At 53.0% G+C, this 19270-nt stretch carries 16 protein-coding genes and 2 pseudogenes; 12 read left to right on the top strand and 6 right to left on the bottom strand.

Going from position 1 to position 19270, the window contains the following annotated elements; all coding sequences use genetic code 11:
• Positions 1-363 precede the first annotated feature (363 nt).
• Genes K0778_RS10595 through K0778_RS10585 form a run of 3 tightly spaced genes read left to right on the top strand, consistent with a single transcriptional unit; the run spans position 364 to position 2079 of the window.
• A complete protein-coding gene (locus tag K0778_RS10595) occupies positions 364-720 on the top strand; it encodes an ArsC family reductase (protein ID WP_000258236.1) in 357 nt (118 codons plus the stop codon).
• Between the two features lie 3 nt (positions 721-723).
• Positions 724-1851, top strand: coding sequence for a succinyl-diaminopimelate desuccinylase (gene dapE / locus K0778_RS10590; protein ID WP_001277801.1), 1128 nt, complete (start codon positions 724-726; stop codon positions 1849-1851).
• 27 nt (positions 1852-1878) lie between these two features.
• A complete protein-coding gene (locus K0778_RS10585; RefSeq protein WP_000383836.1) occupies positions 1879-2079 on the top strand; it encodes a YpfN family protein in 201 nt (66 codons plus the stop codon).
• 109 nt (positions 2080-2188) lie between these two features.
• On the opposite strand, the gene ypfH is transcribed toward K0778_RS10585, so the two are convergent.
• From ypfH to dapA, 6 genes are all read right to left on the bottom strand, one after another.
• Positions 2189-2887 carry an esterase gene (gene ypfH, locus K0778_RS10580; protein WP_000679812.1) on the bottom strand — a complete coding sequence of 233 codons (699 nt, stop codon included), beginning with the start codon at positions 2885-2887 and terminating at the stop codon, positions 2189-2191.
• 73 nt (positions 2888-2960) lie between these two features.
• Positions 2961-4976, bottom strand: coding sequence for a tRNA cytosine(34) acetyltransferase TmcA (gene tmcA, locus K0778_RS10575; RefSeq protein WP_001618745.1), 2016 nt, complete (start codon positions 4974-4976; stop codon positions 2961-2963).
• 14 nt (positions 4977-4990) lie between these two features.
• Positions 4991-5854 carry a neutral zinc metallopeptidase gene (locus K0778_RS10570; protein ID WP_001267498.1) on the bottom strand — a complete coding sequence of 288 codons (864 nt, stop codon included), beginning with the start codon at positions 5852-5854 and terminating at the stop codon, positions 4991-4993.
• Between the two features lie 167 nt (positions 5855-6021).
• Complete coding sequence (gene purC / locus K0778_RS10565) at positions 6022-6735, bottom strand: phosphoribosylaminoimidazolesuccinocarboxamide synthase (RefSeq protein WP_001295467.1); 714 nt, start codon at positions 6733-6735, stop codon at positions 6022-6024.
• Positions 6736-6947: 212 nt separating this feature from the next.
• The gene (gene bamC, locus K0778_RS10560; protein WP_001297320.1) at positions 6948-7982 is read right to left on the bottom strand and encodes an outer membrane protein assembly factor BamC; all 1035 of its coding nucleotides are present in this window, start codon (positions 7980-7982) and stop codon (positions 6948-6950) included.
• Positions 7983-7998: 16 nt separating this feature from the next.
• Positions 7999-8877 (bottom strand): 4-hydroxy-tetrahydrodipicolinate synthase, encoded by an 879-nt coding sequence (dapA, locus tag K0778_RS10555; RefSeq protein WP_001311023.1) that lies wholly within the window; start codon positions 8875-8877, stop codon positions 7999-8001.
• Between the two features lie 145 nt (positions 8878-9022).
• Here dapA and K0778_RS10550 point away from each other — a divergent pair, with 145 nt between their 5' ends.
• The 9 genes and pseudogenes from K0778_RS10550 (at position 9023) to hyfG (ending at position 19269) form a co-directional block, all read left to right on the top strand.
• Entirely contained in the window at positions 9023-9595 is a 573-nt protein-coding gene (locus K0778_RS10550) for a glycine cleavage system transcriptional repressor (RefSeq protein ID WP_000176187.1), read from the top strand.
• On the top strand, positions 9595-10065 hold the full coding sequence (gene bcp, locus K0778_RS10545) for a thioredoxin-dependent thiol peroxidase (RefSeq protein ID WP_001068682.1): 471 nt from the start codon (positions 9595-9597) through the stop codon (positions 10063-10065). The genes K0778_RS10550 and bcp overlap by 1 nt, the downstream gene beginning before the upstream one ends.
• Positions 10066-10317: 252 nt before the next feature.
• Positions 10318-10935, top strand: a complete 618-nt coding sequence (gene hyfA, locus K0778_RS10540; RefSeq protein ID WP_001352202.1) for a hydrogenase 4 subunit HyfA — start codon at positions 10318-10320, stop codon at positions 10933-10935.
• Complete coding sequence (gene hyfB, locus K0778_RS10535; RefSeq protein WP_000339450.1) at positions 10935-12953, top strand: hydrogenase 4 subunit B; 2019 nt, start codon at positions 10935-10937, stop codon at positions 12951-12953. The genes hyfA and hyfB overlap by 1 nt, the downstream gene beginning before the upstream one ends.
• A gap of 10 nt (positions 12954-12963) precedes the next feature.
• A pseudogene (hyfC, locus tag K0778_RS10530) lies at positions 12964-13910 on the top strand (hydrogenase 4 subunit HyfC).
• Positions 13911-13926: 16 nt separating this feature from the next.
• Positions 13927-15365, top strand: a pseudogene (hyfD, locus tag K0778_RS10520) (hydrogenase 4 subunit HyfD).
• 11 nt (positions 15366-15376) lie between these two features.
• Positions 15377-16027 (top strand): hydrogenase 4 membrane subunit, encoded by a 651-nt coding sequence (hyfE, locus tag K0778_RS10515; RefSeq protein ID WP_000147987.1) that lies wholly within the window; start codon positions 15377-15379, stop codon positions 16025-16027.
• A 4-nt stretch (positions 16028-16031) separates the two neighbouring features.
• A complete protein-coding gene (gene hyfF, locus K0778_RS10510) occupies positions 16032-17612 on the top strand; it encodes a hydrogenase 4 subunit F (RefSeq protein WP_000122577.1) in 1581 nt (526 codons plus the stop codon).
• Positions 17602-19269, top strand: a complete 1668-nt coding sequence (hyfG, locus tag K0778_RS10505) for a hydrogenase 4 catalytic subunit HyfG (protein WP_001102321.1) — start codon at positions 17602-17604, stop codon at positions 19267-19269. Before hyfF ends, hyfG begins: the two co-directional genes overlap by 11 nt.
• Position 19270: the final 1 nt, after the last annotated feature.

Below are 19270 nucleotides of genomic sequence, written 5' to 3'. Positions count from 1 at the left end.
TTATGGGTATTCTACGGAAACAATATACCGTGGTGAAGCTAATTTACTCGATTGCTGCGATGACTACCTCCGGGGGACAAATCTTATGTAAATACTATGGTCCTGCGGTGATGATTTGTATGTGATACACAGCAACATTTCGAGATATTCATACGGCATCTAATACTGATTTAATTCTGGTTAAAATATAGACAGATAACAAGATGAATATTCTTAATGTTTACGTTAAAAATGTTTAATATTATTTAATAGTTGTTAATTTGAATACTTCGATAATGTTATATTTCCTGATAATCATTTGCAGGCAAAATGTTTTCACCCTTAAATGAGTATTTATTCTCATAAATCGAAAAAGGATTCATTATGGTTACACTTTACGGTATCAAAAATTGTGACACCATTAAAAAGGCTCGCCGTTGGCTGGAAGCCAATAACATCGACTATCGTTTTCATGATTACCGCGTCGATGGGCTGGACAGCGAATTATTGAACGATTTTATCAACGAATTAGGCTGGGAAGCGTTACTCAACACCCGTGGTACAACCTGGCGTAAACTGGACGAAACCACCCGCAATAAAATCACCGATGCGGCCTCTGCGGCGGCATTAATGACTGAAATGCCTGCAATTATCAAACGTCCATTGCTCTGCGTGCCCGGTAAGCCTATGCTGCTGGGTTTCAGTGATTCCAGTTATCAGCAATTTTTCCATGAGGTGTAGTCTATGTCGTGCCCGGTTATTGAGCTGACACAACAGCTTATTCGCCGCCCTTCCCTGAGTCCTGATGATGCAGGATGCCAGGCTTTGTTGATTGAACGTTTGCAGGCGATCGGTTTTACCGTTGAACGCATGGACTTTGCCGATACGCAGAATTTTTGGGCATGGCGTGGGCAGGGTGAAACGTTAGCCTTTGCCGGGCATACCGACGTGGTGCCGCCTGGCGACGCCGATCGTTGGATCAATCCCCCGTTTGAACCCACCATTCGTGACGGCATGTTATTCGGGCGCGGTGCGGCAGATATGAAAGGCTCGCTGGCGGCGATGGTGGTGGCGGCAGAACGTTTTGTCGCACAACATCCCAACCATACGGGGCGACTGGCATTTCTGATCACCTCTGATGAAGAAGCCAGTGCCCACAACGGTACGGTAAAAGTCGTCGAAGCGTTAATGGCACGTAATGAGCGTCTCGATTACTGCCTGGTTGGCGAACCGTCGAGTATCGAAGTGGTAGGTGATGTGGTGAAAAATGGTCGTCGCGGATCATTAACCTGCAACCTTACCATTCATGGCGTTCAGGGGCATGTTGCCTACCCACATCTGGCTGACAATCCGGTACATCGCGCAGCACCTTTCCTTAATGAATTAGTGGCTATTGAGTGGGATCAGGGCAATGAATTCTTCCCGGCGACCAGTATGCAGATTGCCAATATTCAGGCGGGAACGGGCAGTAACAACGTTATTCCGGGTGAACTGTTTGTGCAGTTTAACTTCCGCTTCAGCACCGAACTGACTGATGAGATGATCAAAGCGCAGGTGCTTGCCCTGCTTGAAAAACATCAACTGCGCTATACGGTGGATTGGTGGCTTTCCGGGCAGCCATTTTTGACCGCGCGCGGTAAACTGGTGGATGCGGTCGTTAACGCGGTTGAGCACTATAATGAAATTAAACCGCAGCTACTGACCACAGGCGGAACGTCCGACGGGCGCTTTATTGCCCGCATGGGGGCGCAGGTGGTGGAACTCGGGCCGGTCAATGCCACTATTCATAAAATTAATGAATGTGTGAACGCTGCCGACCTGCAGCTACTTGCCCGTATGTATCAACGTATCATGGAACAGCTCGTCGCCTGATGAGTGGTTCTGCAAGAGGAAATAAGCATGGACTGGCTGGCTAAATATTGGTGGATTCTGGTGATTGTCTTTTTGGTAGGCGTCCTGCTGAACGTGATTAAAGATCTCAAGCGCGTCGACCATAAGAAATTTCTCGCCAACAAGCCGGAGCTTCCCCCGCATCGTGATTTCAACGATAAGTGGGACGATGACGACGACTGGCCGAAAAAGGATCAACCGAAGAAGTAAGCTGAGTGCTCAACCGTAGGCCGGATAAGGCGTTAACGCCGCATCCGGCAATGGTGAACGATGCCTGATGCGACGCTCACGCGTCTTATCAGGCCAGGTAATCTGTCTTTTACATCATTTCAATCACATCATCATCGCCAGGCTTACCGCCGCTTAGCGCTTCGTCGAAATAATGTTTCGGAATGGTATAACGCAAGTGATCCAGGGCAAATTGCATACTGCGATTGTCGATCGCATGGCCTAAATCCTCCACGATATCCAGCGTCACGTCACCACCGGCACTGATTAACGCTTCCTGCGCCGCAACCGCATGCGCCAGATCGATAACCGGATCTTCACCGCCATGAATCAGGTGAATTGTCGTTGCTGTAGACGCGGTTTCCGGCAGGCTCGCATAGCGTCCGTTAAAGGCAATGACGCGCGAAGCAAGGCCCGGTTCGGCTTTAATACTCTCCAGCGCCATAATCGCGCCTTGAGAGAAACCGATTAACGCCGTGGCGTTAGCCCCTACTCCGCTCTGTTTCTGCCAGTAGCGTACCGTCTCAATAAACGTCGGCATGATCGCATCCACACGCGCCTGGCGATTATCTTCCGTAATACCCTGCACCGAAAACCACTGACGCCCCGCCGGATTACCGCTCGGCTCCGCGCCTCCGACACTCACCACCAGCGCATCAGGAAATAGCGGCGCAAACCAGCTGCCTATTTCCCCCATTGCCACCGGGTTATCCCCGACACCGTGGAAAAGCAGTAACAACTGTTGCGCAGGTTTATCCGGGCTTTGAACAACAAAATGGTCATGTTTCATGGCGAACTCCTTAACTGATGTCATTAATTTTACGCCGCTGACTCACAATGACCATGGGAGAAAATTGAAGGAGTCAGTGAAAAAATTGCCATTGAGTTATGCGATCGCGCAGACGCTCAGTGCGAACCTCATTAAGTGCGAACAGCGCCTGCGCGGCCTCTTCCCGCTGGCGAACCAGTAACATCTTGCGGCCTGAAAGTTTAAGTGTGGTACATAACTGCGCGTCACTGGCGTTTTTCTGTAAACGCCCACGCAGCGCCGGTAATGCCAGTTCACTGGTTTGTAGCAGACGCAATAAGCAACCTAACGATGTTAATAGCGGACGATGAGCGAAAGCAAAACCGGCCAGTTCAAGCCAGTCGTCGTCAGAAAGGACGGCATCGTTTAGTGGATCAACAGGAAGCGTTTCGCCATTCCACTGCGCGAGAGCTTGCGCATCGCGACGTAAACGGTAATGCTCACGTTCAGCCAGCTGTTTACCCGCATCACTCATCGGTAACAGCGCCATCGCCGTATAGCAACCGCTGCTGGCTTCACGATGATTACCCATTCGTACCAGCACAAAACCGCAGCGTTGCCAGAAACGCCATAACTCCCCGGTGTAACCAAAACTCACCGAAAGATAGTCGAGGTCTTGCGTATATTGCAAAGCACCAGCAATAAGTTGCCGCCCTGTGCCTTCCCGCTGACGAGCCGGATGAACTGCTATCCGGCTGACCCGCCGTCCGCGCAATGTTGCCGCCAGTGGATTGCTACCGTGCGCCGCCAGCGACTGAGCCACCAGATTACCCCGAGGGCGACGAAAACCTGCCCATACCGCCTGACTGAGTTCTTGAGATAATCCACCCTCATCCACCAGCCACAGCGCTCCGGCAATCTCGTTTTCGCCAGCCGCCTGTAAAAAATGTTGCCCTGGTGCATCCATCATGCGGCGTAAATCCAGCGGCGAGGTCCGGTAGTGCGCACCAGACAATAGCTGATAAACCTTTAACGGCGTTTCTGGCTCGCTTCGCCATAACGTTTGTTCAAATGCGGAAATGACGATATTGCCTTGTGGTGTATGGGTGAAGTTTTCATCGTCAAAAACCAGTGCCTCACTAACCATTTTTTCCAGCGGGCATCCCTGTGCCCAGCGGATCGGCTGTTGCAGTTCAAAACGGTGTAAATGCGGAAAGCGAGCGCAAAATTTCAGCAAAAAACCACGTCCGGTGCCTTCGTAGCCCTGCACCGTAGTGGTTAACAACGTTCGAGGAAAACGCGATACCAGTTGATGCAACAACGGCGCAGGTATGGCTGCGGCTTCGTCGACCACCAGCCAGTCGGCTTGCTCATCGCTGGCTAACAAGGCATCCGGCGCAATAAAGCGAAACTTCTCGCCCGCAAATTGTGCCAGTACATCCGTTGCCGCTTTTGCGGGCGCGGTGACAATCGCACTGCCCGCAATACGAGAAATGAGTTGCCCTGCCAGCGCCGACTTACCGCGCCCACGCGCAGCCGTTACCGCTGCCACGCCCGGCGGCATGGTCAGTAGCTGCTGTAAGAGTTGCTGTTGTTCTGGTTGTGGTGCGCCGGTCGCGGGGTGCCAGTCAGTACGGGGAGTAAAATGCGCCAACGAGAACGGCTGGTTTTGCCGCCAGAGGATAGCGTCGTTATCCGCCGTAAGTACGCGTTTGAGATGCTGGACAAAATGCGGCGTCGCAATAGGGTCAGGGCAATCACTCCAGCGCAGCGAGTCGGCATCAGGTTGGTTTTCCCACTCTTCCCATACAGGGAGTAACAAAACCAGCCAGCTTCCCGCTTTCAACGTTCCGCTAAGTGCGGCAAAGGCAGCGGCATCAAAGCCGTGGCGGGCGTCGAATACCGCATGCCGGAACTCGCGCCCAAGTAAAGTTTGTAGTGCCGAGGGAGAACAGTGGTTTTCAGCATCTGGCCGCGGCGAAATCCACAGCCAGTCGCCAGGTAAGGCATCACGCAACTTAAGAGTATGCTCAAAACACCAACCCTCTTCCCCGCTCAACACCAGCAAGCGGCGGATCCCTTCACGTTTCATTTGCGCTGTTAATGTGTGAAGCGCAGTCAGTTCAGCCATCCCTGCCCCGGAAGTTAAATGCTTTTACCAAAAGTATTGCATTGTGCCGGATCGCCGCTGTCGAAACCACGTTTAAACCAGCTGTAGCGTTGCTGAGAAGTGCCATGAGTGAAACTGTCTGGTACTACTCGCCCCTGACTTTGCTGTTGTAAACGGTCATCGCCGATGGCCTGCGCCGCATTCAGCGCCTCTTCCAGATCGCCGGTTTCCAGAACGCCTTGCTGCTGCATACTATGCCCCCAGACACCGGCAAAACAGTCGGCCTGGAGTTCCATACGCACAGATAAGCGGTTCACTTCCGCCTGCGTCGCGTTTTGTTGCAGTTGACGAACTTTCGGCTCGATGCCTAACAGTTTCTGCACATGATGACCGACTTCATGGGCGATAACGTACCCCTGGGCAAAATCGCCATCCGCGCCAAGTTTGTCTTTCATGTCATCATAGAAGGAGAGATCGATATAAACTGTGCCATCCGCCGGGCAATAGAACGGCCCCATAATGGACTGGCCCGCCCCGCAGCCGGTGCGCGTCATTCCACGGTACATGACCAGCTTCGGTTGCTGATAGGTCTTACCCATCTTTTCGAACTGTTGTCCCCAGGTGTCTTCCGTGGTTGCCAGAATCACCGAGGTGAATTTTGCGGCTTCGTCTTCATTTGGGCTAATTGACCGCGTTGATTGCTGTTGAGAAACCGGCTGCCCGGTCATCAACCCGGTTAAATCAACGCCATAGTAGCCTGCAACCAGCACGACTATCAGTAAAATCAGCCCGCCTTTACCGCTCGGCAGGCGAAAACCGGGACCGCCCATAGACGGACCACCAGAGCTGTTGCGCCTGTCTTCAACATTGTCACTTTCACGTCGCCCTTGCCAACGCATAGATACCTCAACAATATATTCATTATAGAAATGATCGTAGGTGGTTCAGAGGAAGATTACCACAGGAAAGCGGGATGAAATGGCGGAGGAATGAGCGTTCAATGCATATATTCCGAGAGCGGTTGTCTTGCCGTGCCAGCTGCACGGCAAGATGATGAACAGAAAAATCAGTCCAGCTGTACACCCAGGCGGCGGGCGACGGCTTCATAGGCCTCGATCAGGCCACCGAGGCTCTGGCGGAAACGGTCTTTGTCCATTTTCTCCAGCGTTTCTTTGTCCCACAGGCGGCTGCCGTCCGGGGAAAACTCATCGCCCAGTACCACTTCACCTTTGTACAGACCAAACTCCAGCTTGAAGTCGACCAGAATCAGACCAGCATCATCGAACAGTTTTTTCAGCACGTCGTTCGCTTTGTAGGTCAGCTCTTTCATACGCGCCAGGTTCTCTTTGCTCACCCAGCCAAAGGTTTCGCAGTAAGATTCGTTGACCATCGGATCGTGCATGGCGTCGTTTTTCAGGAACAGATCGAACAGCGGCGGGTTCAGCTCAATACCTTCTTCGATTCCAAGACGTTTCACCAGAGAGCCAGCAGCACGGTTACGCACGACACACTCAACCGGCACCATATCCAGCTTTTTCACCAGACATTCGGTATCGGAGAGCAGACGCTCCATTTGAGTCGGGATACCCGCTTCAGCCAGTTTGCTCATAATGAAGTAGTTGAACTTGTTGTTCACCATACCTTTGCGATCAAACTGCTCAATGCGCGCGCCATCCCCTGCTGACGTATCATTGCGGAATTCGAGCACCAACAGGTCCGGGTTTTCCGTGCTGTATACGGTTTTCGCTTTACCACGATACAACTCAGCTTGCTTTTGCATCTTTATCACTCCTGGGTGTGAATTAACGTTTTAAAATCTTTTGCTGTCTGGTGTGCCGGATGTTTTGTCGGATGCGGCGTGAACGCCTTATCCGAACTACGTCCGACAAACAAATTTCGTGCGAATTACCGCTAAAATCGCGTTTTCCTGCAGACGCACACGTTTGCGTATCATATCAGAAAAAAGGGCCGGATGATTCCAGCCCTGTATTTTTACTTGCTAAACGCAGCCTGGAAGACAGCTACCAGCGCGTCGTTCTGACTCTGAGTCAGAGTATGACCTTTCGGATCGATGAACTGTAGGCTGCTGCGGTTATCTAAATCGCCAACCTGCAGTTTATAGTCACCGGATGCCAGGCCTGGATCGCTCGCGCCCAGTTCCTGCCAGTCGCTGTCAGACAGCGGCTTATAAGTTACGGCCATGTTGCCCTGCGAACGGGTGCTGTCGGTCACTTTCATGCCCACTTTTTCCAGCGCCGCTGGCAGACGTTGCCAAACCACATTGAACGGCCCGCGTACGACCAGCATTGGTAAACCGGTGTCATCAGCTGCACTTTGTACGTCCATAGTGGTGGAGGCACGATTTTGCGCAGCGTTCGCGGCGTCAGTGGCAGATTTATCCAGACCGGCGGAAATAACGTTCATCATCTCCGTGCTGTAACGCTGCATGGAAGCCGCGTCTGCAACCGGTTTGCCCGCCTGTTCCAGGTTCAGCAGTTTAACCGTAACCGCCTGCTGATAACCCTGCGGCTTAACAGAGATTTGATAACGACCACGATACTGCTCGTCTTCGTCCAGACGGTTCCATTGTACCCAATCGGTGGTCAGTGTCTGACCAGCATCATCACGTTGGGTGATGGTGTAGTTTTTCGCCTGCAGCACGCTAACCACCTGCGGCCACAGAGTATTGCCACGACCATTTTCCACCAGCAATGAAGCGGTATCGCCCGTGAACTGGGTACGCGCGCCAGAAACCAGTGCCAGCGGCTGGGCTGGTGGACGAATGTCCAGCGCCTTACCGACAGCACCACTACCGTTGGTCACCGGGATTGCATAATCACCGGAGGTCACCGGCAAAATCATTCCAGCCGGGGCATGAAGCTCCGCAAGCGGTGCCGCTTCCAGGTAGGCTTCATCACCACTGACCTGACGCTTATAGCGTGAGTCAGAACTACAGGCAGCGAGTAATAAAACAAGCGAAACACCCGCAACCTTTGCCAGGCGCGACTTTTGAACAGAGTAAGCCATCAAATCTCCCTAAACTTTACAGCAAACCGGCATGCTTAAGCGCCGCTCTGACCGTCTCACGACCACTGTCGGTGATTGGTGTCATTGGCAGGCGCAGCGTATCGGTCGCCACAAGACCCAGTTCCTTACATGCCCATTTCACCGGGATTGGATTGGGTTCGACAAATAGTTTGTTGTGTAATGGCATCAGACGCTGATTAATAACGCGTGCCTCGGCAAAATGCCCTTCTGCTGCCAGTTTGCACATCTGGGCCATATCACGCGCTGCGACGTTAGCCGTAACGGAAATAACCCCATGACCGCCTAATTGCATGAAGTCCAGCGCGCTCGCATCATCGCCGCTCAGCAGAACAAAATCATCTGAAACCAGCTCTTTGATCTGGTTTACACGCGTTAAGTTCCCTGTTGCCTCTTTGATTCCGATAATATTTTTTACTTTCGCCAGACGGCCCACCGTTTCCGGGAGCAGATCGCAGCCAGTACGGGACGGCACATTATACAGAATTTGCGGCAGGTCAGTATGCTCAGCGATGGCTTTGAAATGCTGATACAAACCTTCTTGCGACGGACGATTGTAGTAAGGGGTTACCGTCAGGCAGCCGACGATACCACTGTCATTGAAGCGCTGCGTCAGGCTAATGGCTTCCGCAGTAGCGTTAGCGCCGGTCCCGGCAATTACCGGAATGCGCCCATCAGCCAGATCCAGCGTCATCATCACCACATCAGCATGTTCGTCATGATTTAAGGTAGCGGACTCGCCAGTGGTGCCAACAGAAACGATCGCCGAAGTACCGCTGGCGACATGATAATCAATCAGTTTTTTCAAGCTAGCCCGACAGACATTACCTTTTTCATCCATCGGAGTAACAATCGCGACAATACTTCCCGTGAACATGGGCCATCCTCTGTGCAAACAAGTGTCTCAATGGTACGTTTGGTATGGCATTAAAAGCAAGCAGACAGAACCGTTCTGATTGTTGTATGCATGTTTTTTTTATGCTTTCCTTAAGAACAACTCACCCCTTAAAGGAATAACCAGTTTGACACTGTCATCGCAACATTATCTGGTGATCACTGCGTTGGGTGCCGATCGCCCTGGAATTGTGAACACCATCACCCGTCATGTCAGTAGTTGCGGCTGTAATATTGAAGACAGTCGCCTGGCGATGCTGGGAGAAGAGTTCACGTTTATCATGCTGCTTTCCGGTTCATGGAATGCCATTACTCTGATTGAATCAACGTTACCGTTGAAAGGTGCAGAACTGGATCTTTTAATCGTGATGAAGCGCACGACGGCGCGTCCGCGTCCGCCAATGCCAGCATCTGTCTGGGTTCAGGTCGATGTGGCAGACTCCCCGCATTTAATTGAACGCTTCACAGCACTTTTCGACGCGCATCATATGAACATTGCGGAGCTGGTGTCGCGCACGCAACCTGCTGAAAATGAACGGGCTGCGCAGTTGCATATTCAGATAACCGCCCACAGCCCCGCATCTGCGGACGCAGCAAATATTGAGCAAGCGTTCAAAGCCCTATGTACAGAACTCAATGCACAAGGCAGTATTAACGTCGTCAATTATTCCCAACATGATGAACAGGATGGAGTTAAGTAATGAATCCACTGAAAGCCGGTGATATCGCACCGAAATTTAGCTTGCCGGATCAAGACGGAGAACAAGTTAATTTGACCGACTTCCAGGGACAGCGTGTTCTGGTTTATTTCTACCCGAAAGCCATGACCCCCGGCTGTACCGTACAGGCCTGCGGCTTACGCGATAACATGGATGAGTTGAAAAAAGCGGGCGTTGATGTGCTGGGTATCAGCACCGATAAACCCGAAAAACTCTCCCGTTTTGCGGAAAAAGAGCTGCTTAACTTTACGCTCCTGTCTGATGAGGACCACCAGGTGTGCGAACAATTCGGCGTCTGGGGTGAAAAGTCCTTCATGGGCAAAACCTACGATGGTATTCATCGCATCAGCTTCCTGATTGACGCTGATGGCAAAATCGAACATGTCTTTGACGATTTCAAAACCAGCAATCACCACGACGTTGTGCTGAACTGGCTGAAAGAACACGCCTGATTACTCTGCTCCATTCCGTGCTGGCTGCGCTTGCGGCCAGCATACCTCACTTCTCGTGATCAAGATCACATTCTCGCTTTCCCCTGCGACACGGGTGTCGAATCCATTTTTTGCTGAACGTTAATGACCATCATTTTTGTACCGTTCAGAATCCAGTCAATACATAACTTATTGAATATATTGAGTTAATTAGAATGGCATCCTTTATGCAATATGAAATGCAATGTTTCATATCATTTTCAAGGAGCCGACATGAACCGCTTTGTGGTGGCCGAACCACTGTGGTGTACAGGATGTAATACCTGTCTCGCTGCCTGTTCGGACGTGCATAAAACGCAAGGTTTACAGCAACACCCGCGCCTGGCCCTGGCGAAGACGTCAACAATCACTGCCCCTGTCGTGTGTCATCACTGTGAGGAAGCCCCTTGCCTGCAGGTCTGCCCGGTCAATGCCATCTCTCAGAGGGATGATGCGATCCAACTCAACGAAAGCCTCTGTATTGGCTGCAAGCTTTGCGCCGTGGTCTGCCCATTTGGCGCAATCAGCGCTTCAGGAAGCCGTCCGGTGAATGCCCATGCGCAATATGTTTTTCAGGCTGAAGGCTCACTCAAGAACGGCGAAGAAAACGTGCTGCCCCAACATGCGTTGCTGCGCTGGGAACCGGGTGTCCAGACCGTCGCGGTGAAATGCGACCTGTGTGATTTCTTGCCAGAAGGTCCGGCCTGCGTTCGCGCTTGCCCGAATCAGGCGTTACGGCTGATCACCGACGATAGCCTGCAACGTCAGATGAAAGAAAAACAGCGCCTTGCCGCAAGCTGGTTTGCCAATGGCGGGGAGGATCCCCTTTCCCTCACTCAGGAGCAACGCTAATGGATGCCCTGCAATTATTAACCTGGTCGCTGATCCTCTATCTGTTTGCCAGTCTGGCTTCGCTGTTTTTACTCGGTCTGGACAGACTGGCTATTAAGCTTTCCGGCATCACATCGCTGGTGGGCGGCGTGATTGGCATCATCAGCGGAATTACGCAATTACATGCTGGTGTAACTTTAGTCGCCCATTTTGCCACCCCTTTTGACTTTGCCGATTTAACCCTGCGAATGGATAGCCTCTCGGCATTTATGGTGCTGGTTATCTCCTTGCTGGTGGTGGTTTGTTCGCTCTATTCATTGACTTATATGCGCGAATACGAGGGCAAAGGCGCGGCGGCGATGGGCTTCTTTATGAATCTTTTCATCGCATCGATGGTTGCCCTGCTGGTGATGGACAACGCTTTTTGGTTCATCGTGCTGTTTGAAATGATGTCGCTGTCTTCCTGGTTTCTGGTCATTGCCAGGCAGGATAAAACGTCGATCAACGCTGGCATGCTCTACTTTTTTATCGCCCACGCCGGATCGGTGCTGATAATGATCGCCTTCTTGCTGATGGGGCGCGAAAGCGGCAGCCTCGATTTTGCCAGTTTCCGCACGCTTTCACTTTCTCCGGGGCTGGCGTCGGCGGTGTTCCTGCTGGCCTTTTTCGGTTTTGGCGCGAAAGCCGGGATGATGCCGTTGCACAGCTGGTTGCCGCGCGCTCACCCTGCCGCACCATCGCACGCTTCAGCGTTGATGTCTGGCGTAATGGTCAAAATCGGTATTTTCGGCATCCTGAAAGTGGCGATGGATCTGCTGGCGCAAACGGGTTTGCCGCTGTGGTGGGGCATTCTGGTGATGGCGATCGGCGCAATCTCCGCGCTCCTGGGCGTGCTGTATGCGCTGGCGGAACAGGATATCAAACGGCTACTGGCCTGGAGTACCGTCGAAAACGTCGGCATTATTTTGCTGGCGGTCGGTGTGGCGATGGTCGGTCTGTCACTGCACGACCCGCTGCTCACCGTGGTTGGACTGCTCGGCGCACTGTTTCATCTGCTCAACCATGCGCTGTTCAAAGGGCTGCTATTTCTCGGCGCGGGCGCGATTATTTCGCGTTTGCATACCCACGACATGGAAAAAATGGGGGCACTGGCGAAACGGATGCCGTGGACAGCCGCAGCATGCCTGATTGGTTGCCTGGCGATATCAGCCCTTCCTCCGCTGAATGGTTTTATCAGCGAATGGTACACCTGGCAGTCGCTGTTCTCACTAAGTCGTGTGGAAGCCGTAGCGCTACAACTTGCGGGTCCTATTGCTATGGTAATGCTGGCAGTCACTGGTGGGCTGGCAGTAATGTGCTTCGTAAAAATGTACGGTATTACTTTCTGTGGTGCGCCGCGCAGTACACACGCTGAAGAGGCACAGGAAGTGCCAAATACGATGATCGTCGCCATGCTACTGCTCGCGGCACTCTGCGTATTAATTGCGCTTAGTGCCAGTTGGCTGGCACCGAAGATAATGCATATTGCCCATGCGTTTACCGATACCCCTCCCGTCACTGTCGCCAGCGGAATAGCACTTGTACCCGGCACGTTTCATACACGGGTCACTCCTTCATTACTGTTGCTGTTACTACTGGCGATGCCTTTGCTGCCTGGCCTTTACTGGCTGTGGTGTCGTTCGCGCCGCGCAGCGTTTCGTCGCACAGGAGATGCCTGGGCATGCGGCTACAGCTGGGAAAATGCGATGGCCCCGTCAGGCAATGGCGTGATGCAGCCGCTGCGTGTGGTCTTTTCTGCGCTATTTCGTCTACGACAACAGCTCGACCCTACGCTGAGGCTAAATAAAGGTCTTGCGCACGTCACCGCCAGGGCTCAGAGCACAGAACCCTTCTGGGATGAGCGGGTGATCCGCCCCATCGTGAGCGCCACCCAACGGCTGGCCAAAGAAATACAGCATCTGCAAAGCGGCGACTTTCGTCTCTATTGCCTGTATGTGGTCGCCGCACTGGTTGTGCTGCTAATCGCTATTGCCGTCTAAGGAAATCACCATGAGACAAACTCTTTGCGACGGATATCTGGTCATTTTTGCGTTAGCACAGGCCGTGATTCTGCTGATGCTAACCCCACTTTTTACGGGTATTTCCCGGCAGATACGCGCGCGTATGCACTCCCGCCGCGGGCCGGAGATCTGGCAGGATTATCGCGATATCCACAAACTGTTTAAACGCCAGGAAGTTGCGCCTATATCTTCAGGTCTGATGTTCCGCCTGATGCCGTGGGTATTAATCAGCAGCATGCTGGTGCTGGCGATGGCCCTACCACTATTTATTACCGTTTCCCTTTTGCGGGCGGCGGCGATCTGATCACCCTTATCTATCTTCTTGCCCTGTTTCGTTTTTTCTTTGCTCTTTCAGGGCTGGATACCGGAAGCCCGTTTGCGGGAGTCGGTGCCAGTCGCGAGTTGACGCTCGGCATTCTGGTCGAACCCATGCTCATTCTCTCACTGCTGGTATTGGCGCTGATAGCGGATTCCACGCATATCGAGATGATCAGCAATACGCTGGCGATGGGCTGGAACTCGCCGCTAACCACCGTACTGGCGTTACTGGCCTGTGGTTTTGCCTGCTTCATAGAGATGGGAAAAATTCCCTTTGATGTTGCTGAAGCAGAACAGGAATTACAGGAAGGCCCGCTGACCGAATATTCCGGTGCCGGGCTGGCGTTGGCGAAATGGGGGCTGGGGCTGAAACAGGTCGTGATGGCAGCACTGTTTGTGGCCCTGTTTCTGCCCTTTGGGCGCGCGCAAGAACTTTCTCTCACCTGCCTGCTGACTTCACTTGTCGTTACGCTGCTCAAGGTTTTGCTGATTTTTGTACTGGCTTCAATCGCAGAAAACACGCTGGCACGCGGGCGTTTTTTACTCATTCACCATGTGACCTGGCTTGGCTTCAGCCTTGCTGCGCTTGCATGGGTCTTCTGGTTAACCGGTCTGTAAGGAGCACTGACGGAATATGGAAAATCTTGCTCTGACGACGTTAATGCTGCCTTTTATCGGCGCACTGGTCGTTTCGTTTTCGCCACAACGTCGGGCCGCCGAATGGGGGTTTTGTTCGCCGCACTGACCACGCTGTGCATGTTGTCGCTGATCTCCGCGTTTTATCAGGCCGATAAAGTTGCCGTCACGTTGACGTTGGTCAACGTGGGGGATATGGCATTGTTTGGCCTGGTCATTGATCGCGTGAGTACGCTGATTCTGTTTGTGGTGGTGTTTCTCGGTTTGCTGGTCACGATCTACTCCACGGGTTATCTGACGGATAAAAATCGCGAACACCCGCATAACGGCACGAATCGTTATTACGCATTTTTGCTGGTGTTTATCGGCGCGATGGCGGGACTGGTACTCTCCTCGACGCTGCTCGGTCAGTTGTTGTTTTTTGAAATTACGGGCGGCTGCTCCTGGGCGTTGATCAGTTATTACCAGAGCGATAAAGCGCAGCGTTCAGCACTAAAAGCGTTACTTATCACTCATATCGGCTCGTTGGGGTTGTATCTTGCCGCCGCCACGCTGTTTTTGCAGACCGGAACGTTTGCGCTTAGCGCGATGAGCGAGTTACACGGCGACGCACGTTATCTGGTTTATGGCGGCATCCTGTTTGCCGCGTGGGGGAAATCGGCCCAGCTACCGATGCAAGCGTGGCTACCGGACGCAATGGAAGCGCCAACACCGATCAGCGCCTATCTCCACGCCGCATCGATGGTGAAAGTGGGCGTTTACATTTTTGCCCGCGCCATTATCGACGGCGGCAATATCCCGCATGTGATTGGCGGCGTTGGCATGGTCATGGCCCTGGTCACCATTCTTTATGGATTTCTGATGTATTTGCCACAGCAGGATATGAAGCGGTTGCTGGCCTGGTCGACCATCACTCAACTTGGCTGGATGTTCTTCGGCTTGTCGCTCTCCATCTTCGGCTCGCGGCTGGCGCTGGAGGGTAGCATCGCCTACATCGTCAACCACGCGTTCGCTAAAAGCCTGTTTTTCCTTGTAGCAGGTGCGCTGAGTTACAGCTGCGGCACGCGCTTGTTGCCGCGTCTGCGTGGCGTATTGCACACCCTGCCGTTGCCTGGCGTGGGTTTCTGCGTGGCAGCGCTGGCAATTACCGGCGTGCCGCCGTTCAACGGCTTCTTCAGTAAATTCCCGCTGTTTGCTGCCGGTTTTGCGTTGTCAGTGGAGTACTGGATCCTGCTGCCCGCCATGATTCTGCTGATGATTGAATCGGTCGCCAGTTTCGCCTGGTTTATTCGCTGGTTTGGTCGCGTCGTGCCTGGCAAACCGAGCGAGGCCGTCGCCGATGCCGCACCGCTGCCAGGGTCAATGCGCCTGGTGTTGATTGTACTGATTGTGATGTCGCTGATTTCCAGCGTAATCGCCGCGACCTGGTTGCAGTAAGGAGATGATGAATGACCGGTTCTATGATCGTAAATAATCTGGCGGGACTGATGATGCTGACATCACTGTTTGTGATTAGCGTCAAAAGCTATCGCCTGTCATGCGGATTTTACGCCTGCCAGTCACTGGTGCTGGTGTCTATTTTCGCCACCCTCTCGTGCCTGTTCGCCGCAGAGCAACTGCTGATCTGGTCCGCCAGCGCCTTTATCACCAAAGTGCTGCTGGTACCGTTAATCATGACTTACGCTGCACGAAATATTCCCCAGAACATCCCGGAAAAAGCGTTATTCGGTCCGGCAATGATGGCACTGCTCGCGGCGTTAATTGTCCTGCTTTGCGCATTTGTCGTTCAGCCCGTGAAGCTACCGATGGCTACCGGGCTGAAACCGGCGCTGGCGGTAGCGTTAGGTCATTTTCTGCTTGGCCTGCTGTGCATTGTCAGCCAGCGCAATATCCTGCGGCAAATTTTTGGTTACTGCCTGATGGAAAACGGCTCCCATCTGGTGCTGGCGCTTCTTGCCTGGCGAGCACCGGAACTGGTGGAAATAGGTATCGCTACCGACGCCATCTTCGCCGTCATTGTGATGGTGTTACTGGCAAGAAAAATATGGCGTACCCACGGCACGCTGGACGTGAACAACTTGACCGCGCTGAAGGGATAATGAGATGAGTTATTCTGTGATGTTCGCTTTACTCCTGCTCACGCCGCTGCTTTTTTCGCTGCTCTGTTTTGCCTGCCGGAAACGGAGACTTTCTGCGACTCGCACGGTGACCGTATTACATAGCTTAGGGATCACACTGCTGCTGATTCTGGCACTCTGGGTGGTCCAAACTGCCGCTGATGCAGGAGAAATATTCGCTGCGGGACTGTGGCTTCATATTGATGGTCTGGGCGGTTTGTTCCTCGCCATTCTTGGTGTGATTGGCTTTCTCACCGGTATTTACTCGATTGGCTACATGCGTCATGAAGTGGCACACGGCGAGCTTTCACCCGTTACGCTGTGCGATTACTACGGTTTCTTCCATCTGTTTTTGTTCACCATGCTGCTGGTTGTTACCAGCAATAACCTGATTGTGATGTGGGCGGCGATCGAAGCCACCACCTTAAGCTCGGCGTTTCTGGTAGGCATTTACGGTCAGCGTTCATCGCTGGAAGCTGCATGGAAGTACATCATTATTTGTACTGTTGGTGTCGCTTTTGGTCTGTTCGGTACCGTGCTGGTATACGCCAACGCCGCCAGCGTTATGCCGCAGGCAGAAATGGCGATATTCTGGAGCGAGGTTCTTAAGCAATCGTCCTTGCTTGACCCAACATTAATGCTGTTGGCCTTTGTGTTTTTGCTAATTGGCTTTGGTACCAAAACCGGGCTATTTCCCATGCACGCCTGGCTGCCGGATGCTCACAGTGAAGCGCCGAGTCCGGTCAGCGCCCTGCTCTCCGCCGTATTGCTGAACTGCGCGCTGTTGGTGCTGATTCGCTATTACATCATTATTTGCCAAGCCATCGGCAGCGATTTCCCCAACCGGTTGTTGCTCATCTTCGGCATGTTGTCGGTTGCCGTGGCGGCATTTTTCATTCTGGTACAGCGGGACATTAAGCGTCTGCTGGCGTACTCCAGCGTGGAGAACATGGGGCTGGTCGCGGTGGAGCTAGGCATTGGCGGGCCGCTGGGAATTTTTGCCGCGCTGCTGCACATCTTAAACCACAGTCTGGCAAAAACGCTGCTGTTCTGCGGTTCCGGCAATGTACTGCTCAAGTACGGCACGCGCGATCTCAACGTCGTCTGTGGGATGCTCAAAATCATGCCATTTACCGCCGTGCTGTTTGGCGGCGGTGCGCTGGCGCTGGCAGGGATGCCGCCCTTCAACATTTTTCTTAGCGAATTTATGACCATTACCGCCGGACTGGCACGTAATCACCTGCTGATTATCGTCCTGCTGTTATTGCTGTTAACGCTGGTGCTGGCGGGCCTGGTACGGATGGCTGCGCGGGTGTTAATGGCGAAACCGCCGCAGGCCGTTAACCGGGGTGATCTCGGCTGGTTGACCACCTCGCCAATGGTGATTCTGCTGGTCATGATGCTGGCGATGGGAACGCATATTCCACAACCTGTCATCAGGATCCTGGCGGGCGCTTCCACTATAGTCCTCTCAGGGACGCACGATCTGCCTGCACAACGTAGCACCTGGCATGATTTTTTGCCTTCAGGCACCGCATCTGTTTCGGAGAAACACAGTGAACGTTAATTCATCGTCAAATCGTGGCGAAGCGATTCTCGCCGCCCTGAAAACGCAGTTCCCCGGCGCGGTGCTGGATGAAGAGCGACAAACGCCTGAACAGGTCACCATTACGGTGAAAATCAATCTGCTGCCTGACGTTGTACAGTATCTTTATTATCAACATGATGGCTGGCTTCCGGTCCTGTTTGGCAACGACGAGCGGACACTTAACGGTCATTACGCGGTTTATTATGCCCTTTCAATGGAAGGGGCCGAAAAATGCTGGATTGTGGTGAAGGCGCTGGTCGATGCCGACAGTCGGGAGTTTCCGTCAGTCACACCGCGCGTCCCTGCCGCGGTCTGGGGCGAGCGAGAAATTCGCGATATGTACGGGCTGATTCCGGTTGGCCTGCCGGATCAGCGTCGCCTGGTGTTGCCCGATGACTGGCCGGAAGATATGCATCCGCTGCGCAAAGATGCGATGGATTATCGACTGCGCCCTGAACCGACGACTGATTCCGAAACGTATCCGTTTATCAATGAGGGCAACAGCGATGCGCGGGTGATCCCTGTCGGCCCGCTGCATATCACCTCCGATGAACCGGGTCACTTCCGCTTGTTTGTGGATGGCGAGCAAATTGTCGATGCTGATTACCGCCTGTTTTATGTCCATCGCGGCATGGAGAAACTGGCAGAAACGCGGATGGGCTACAACGAAGTGACCTTCTTATCGGACCGCGTGTGTGGGATTTGCGGTTTTGCCCACAGTGTGGCCTATACCAATTCGGTTGAAAATGCACTGGGGATTGAGGTGCCGCAACGAGCACATACTATTCGCTCGATTCTGCTGGAAGTCGAACGGCTACACAGTCATTTGCTTAACCTTGGCCTCTCCTGCCATTTCGTTGGTTTTGATACCGGCTTTATGCAATTTTTCCGCGTGCGGGAAAAGTCGATGACGATGGCGGAATTGCTGATCGGGTCGCGTAAAACCTACGGTCTGAATCTGATTGGTGGTGTTCGCCGCGATATTCTCAAAGAGCAACGTCTGCAAACGCTGAAACTGGTGCGCGAGATGCGCGCCGACGTGTCGGAGCTGGTAGAGATGCTGCTTGCTACGCCGAATATGGAACAACGCACTCAGGGCATTGGCATTCTCGACCGACAAATCGCCCGTGATTTGCGCTTTGATCACCCCTACGCCGACTACGGCAATATTCCAAAAACACTGTTTACCTTTACCGGCGGCGATGTTTTCTCCCGCGTGATGGTCCGTGTCAAAGAGACGTTTGATTCGCTGGCAATGCTGGAATTTGCCCTCGACAACATGCCGGATACCCCACTGCTGACCGAAGGCTTTAGCTATAAACCTCACGCATTCGCGCTGGGCTTTGTTGAAGCGCCACGCGGTGAAGACGTGCACTGGAGCATGCTCGGTGATAACCAAAAATTGTTCCGCTGGCGCTGCCGTGCCGCCACCTACGCCAACTGGCCGGTGTTGCGTTACATGCTGCGCGGCAATACCGTTTCTGACGCACCGCTGATTATCGGTAGCCTTGATCCCTGCTACTCCTGTACCGACCGTGTGACGCTGGTAGATGTGCGCAAGCGCCAGTCAAAAACCGTGCCGTATAAAGAGATCGAACGCTACGGCATTGATCGTAACCGTTCGCCGCTGAAGTAAG

Source organism: Escherichia sp. XD33 (genome assembly GCF_019375075.1).
GTDB lineage: Bacteria > Pseudomonadota > Gammaproteobacteria > Enterobacterales > Enterobacteriaceae > Enterobacter > Enterobacter flexneri_A.
Note: the sequence above shows the minus strand (reverse complement) of the source record. Positions and strands in the feature narration are given on the sequence as shown.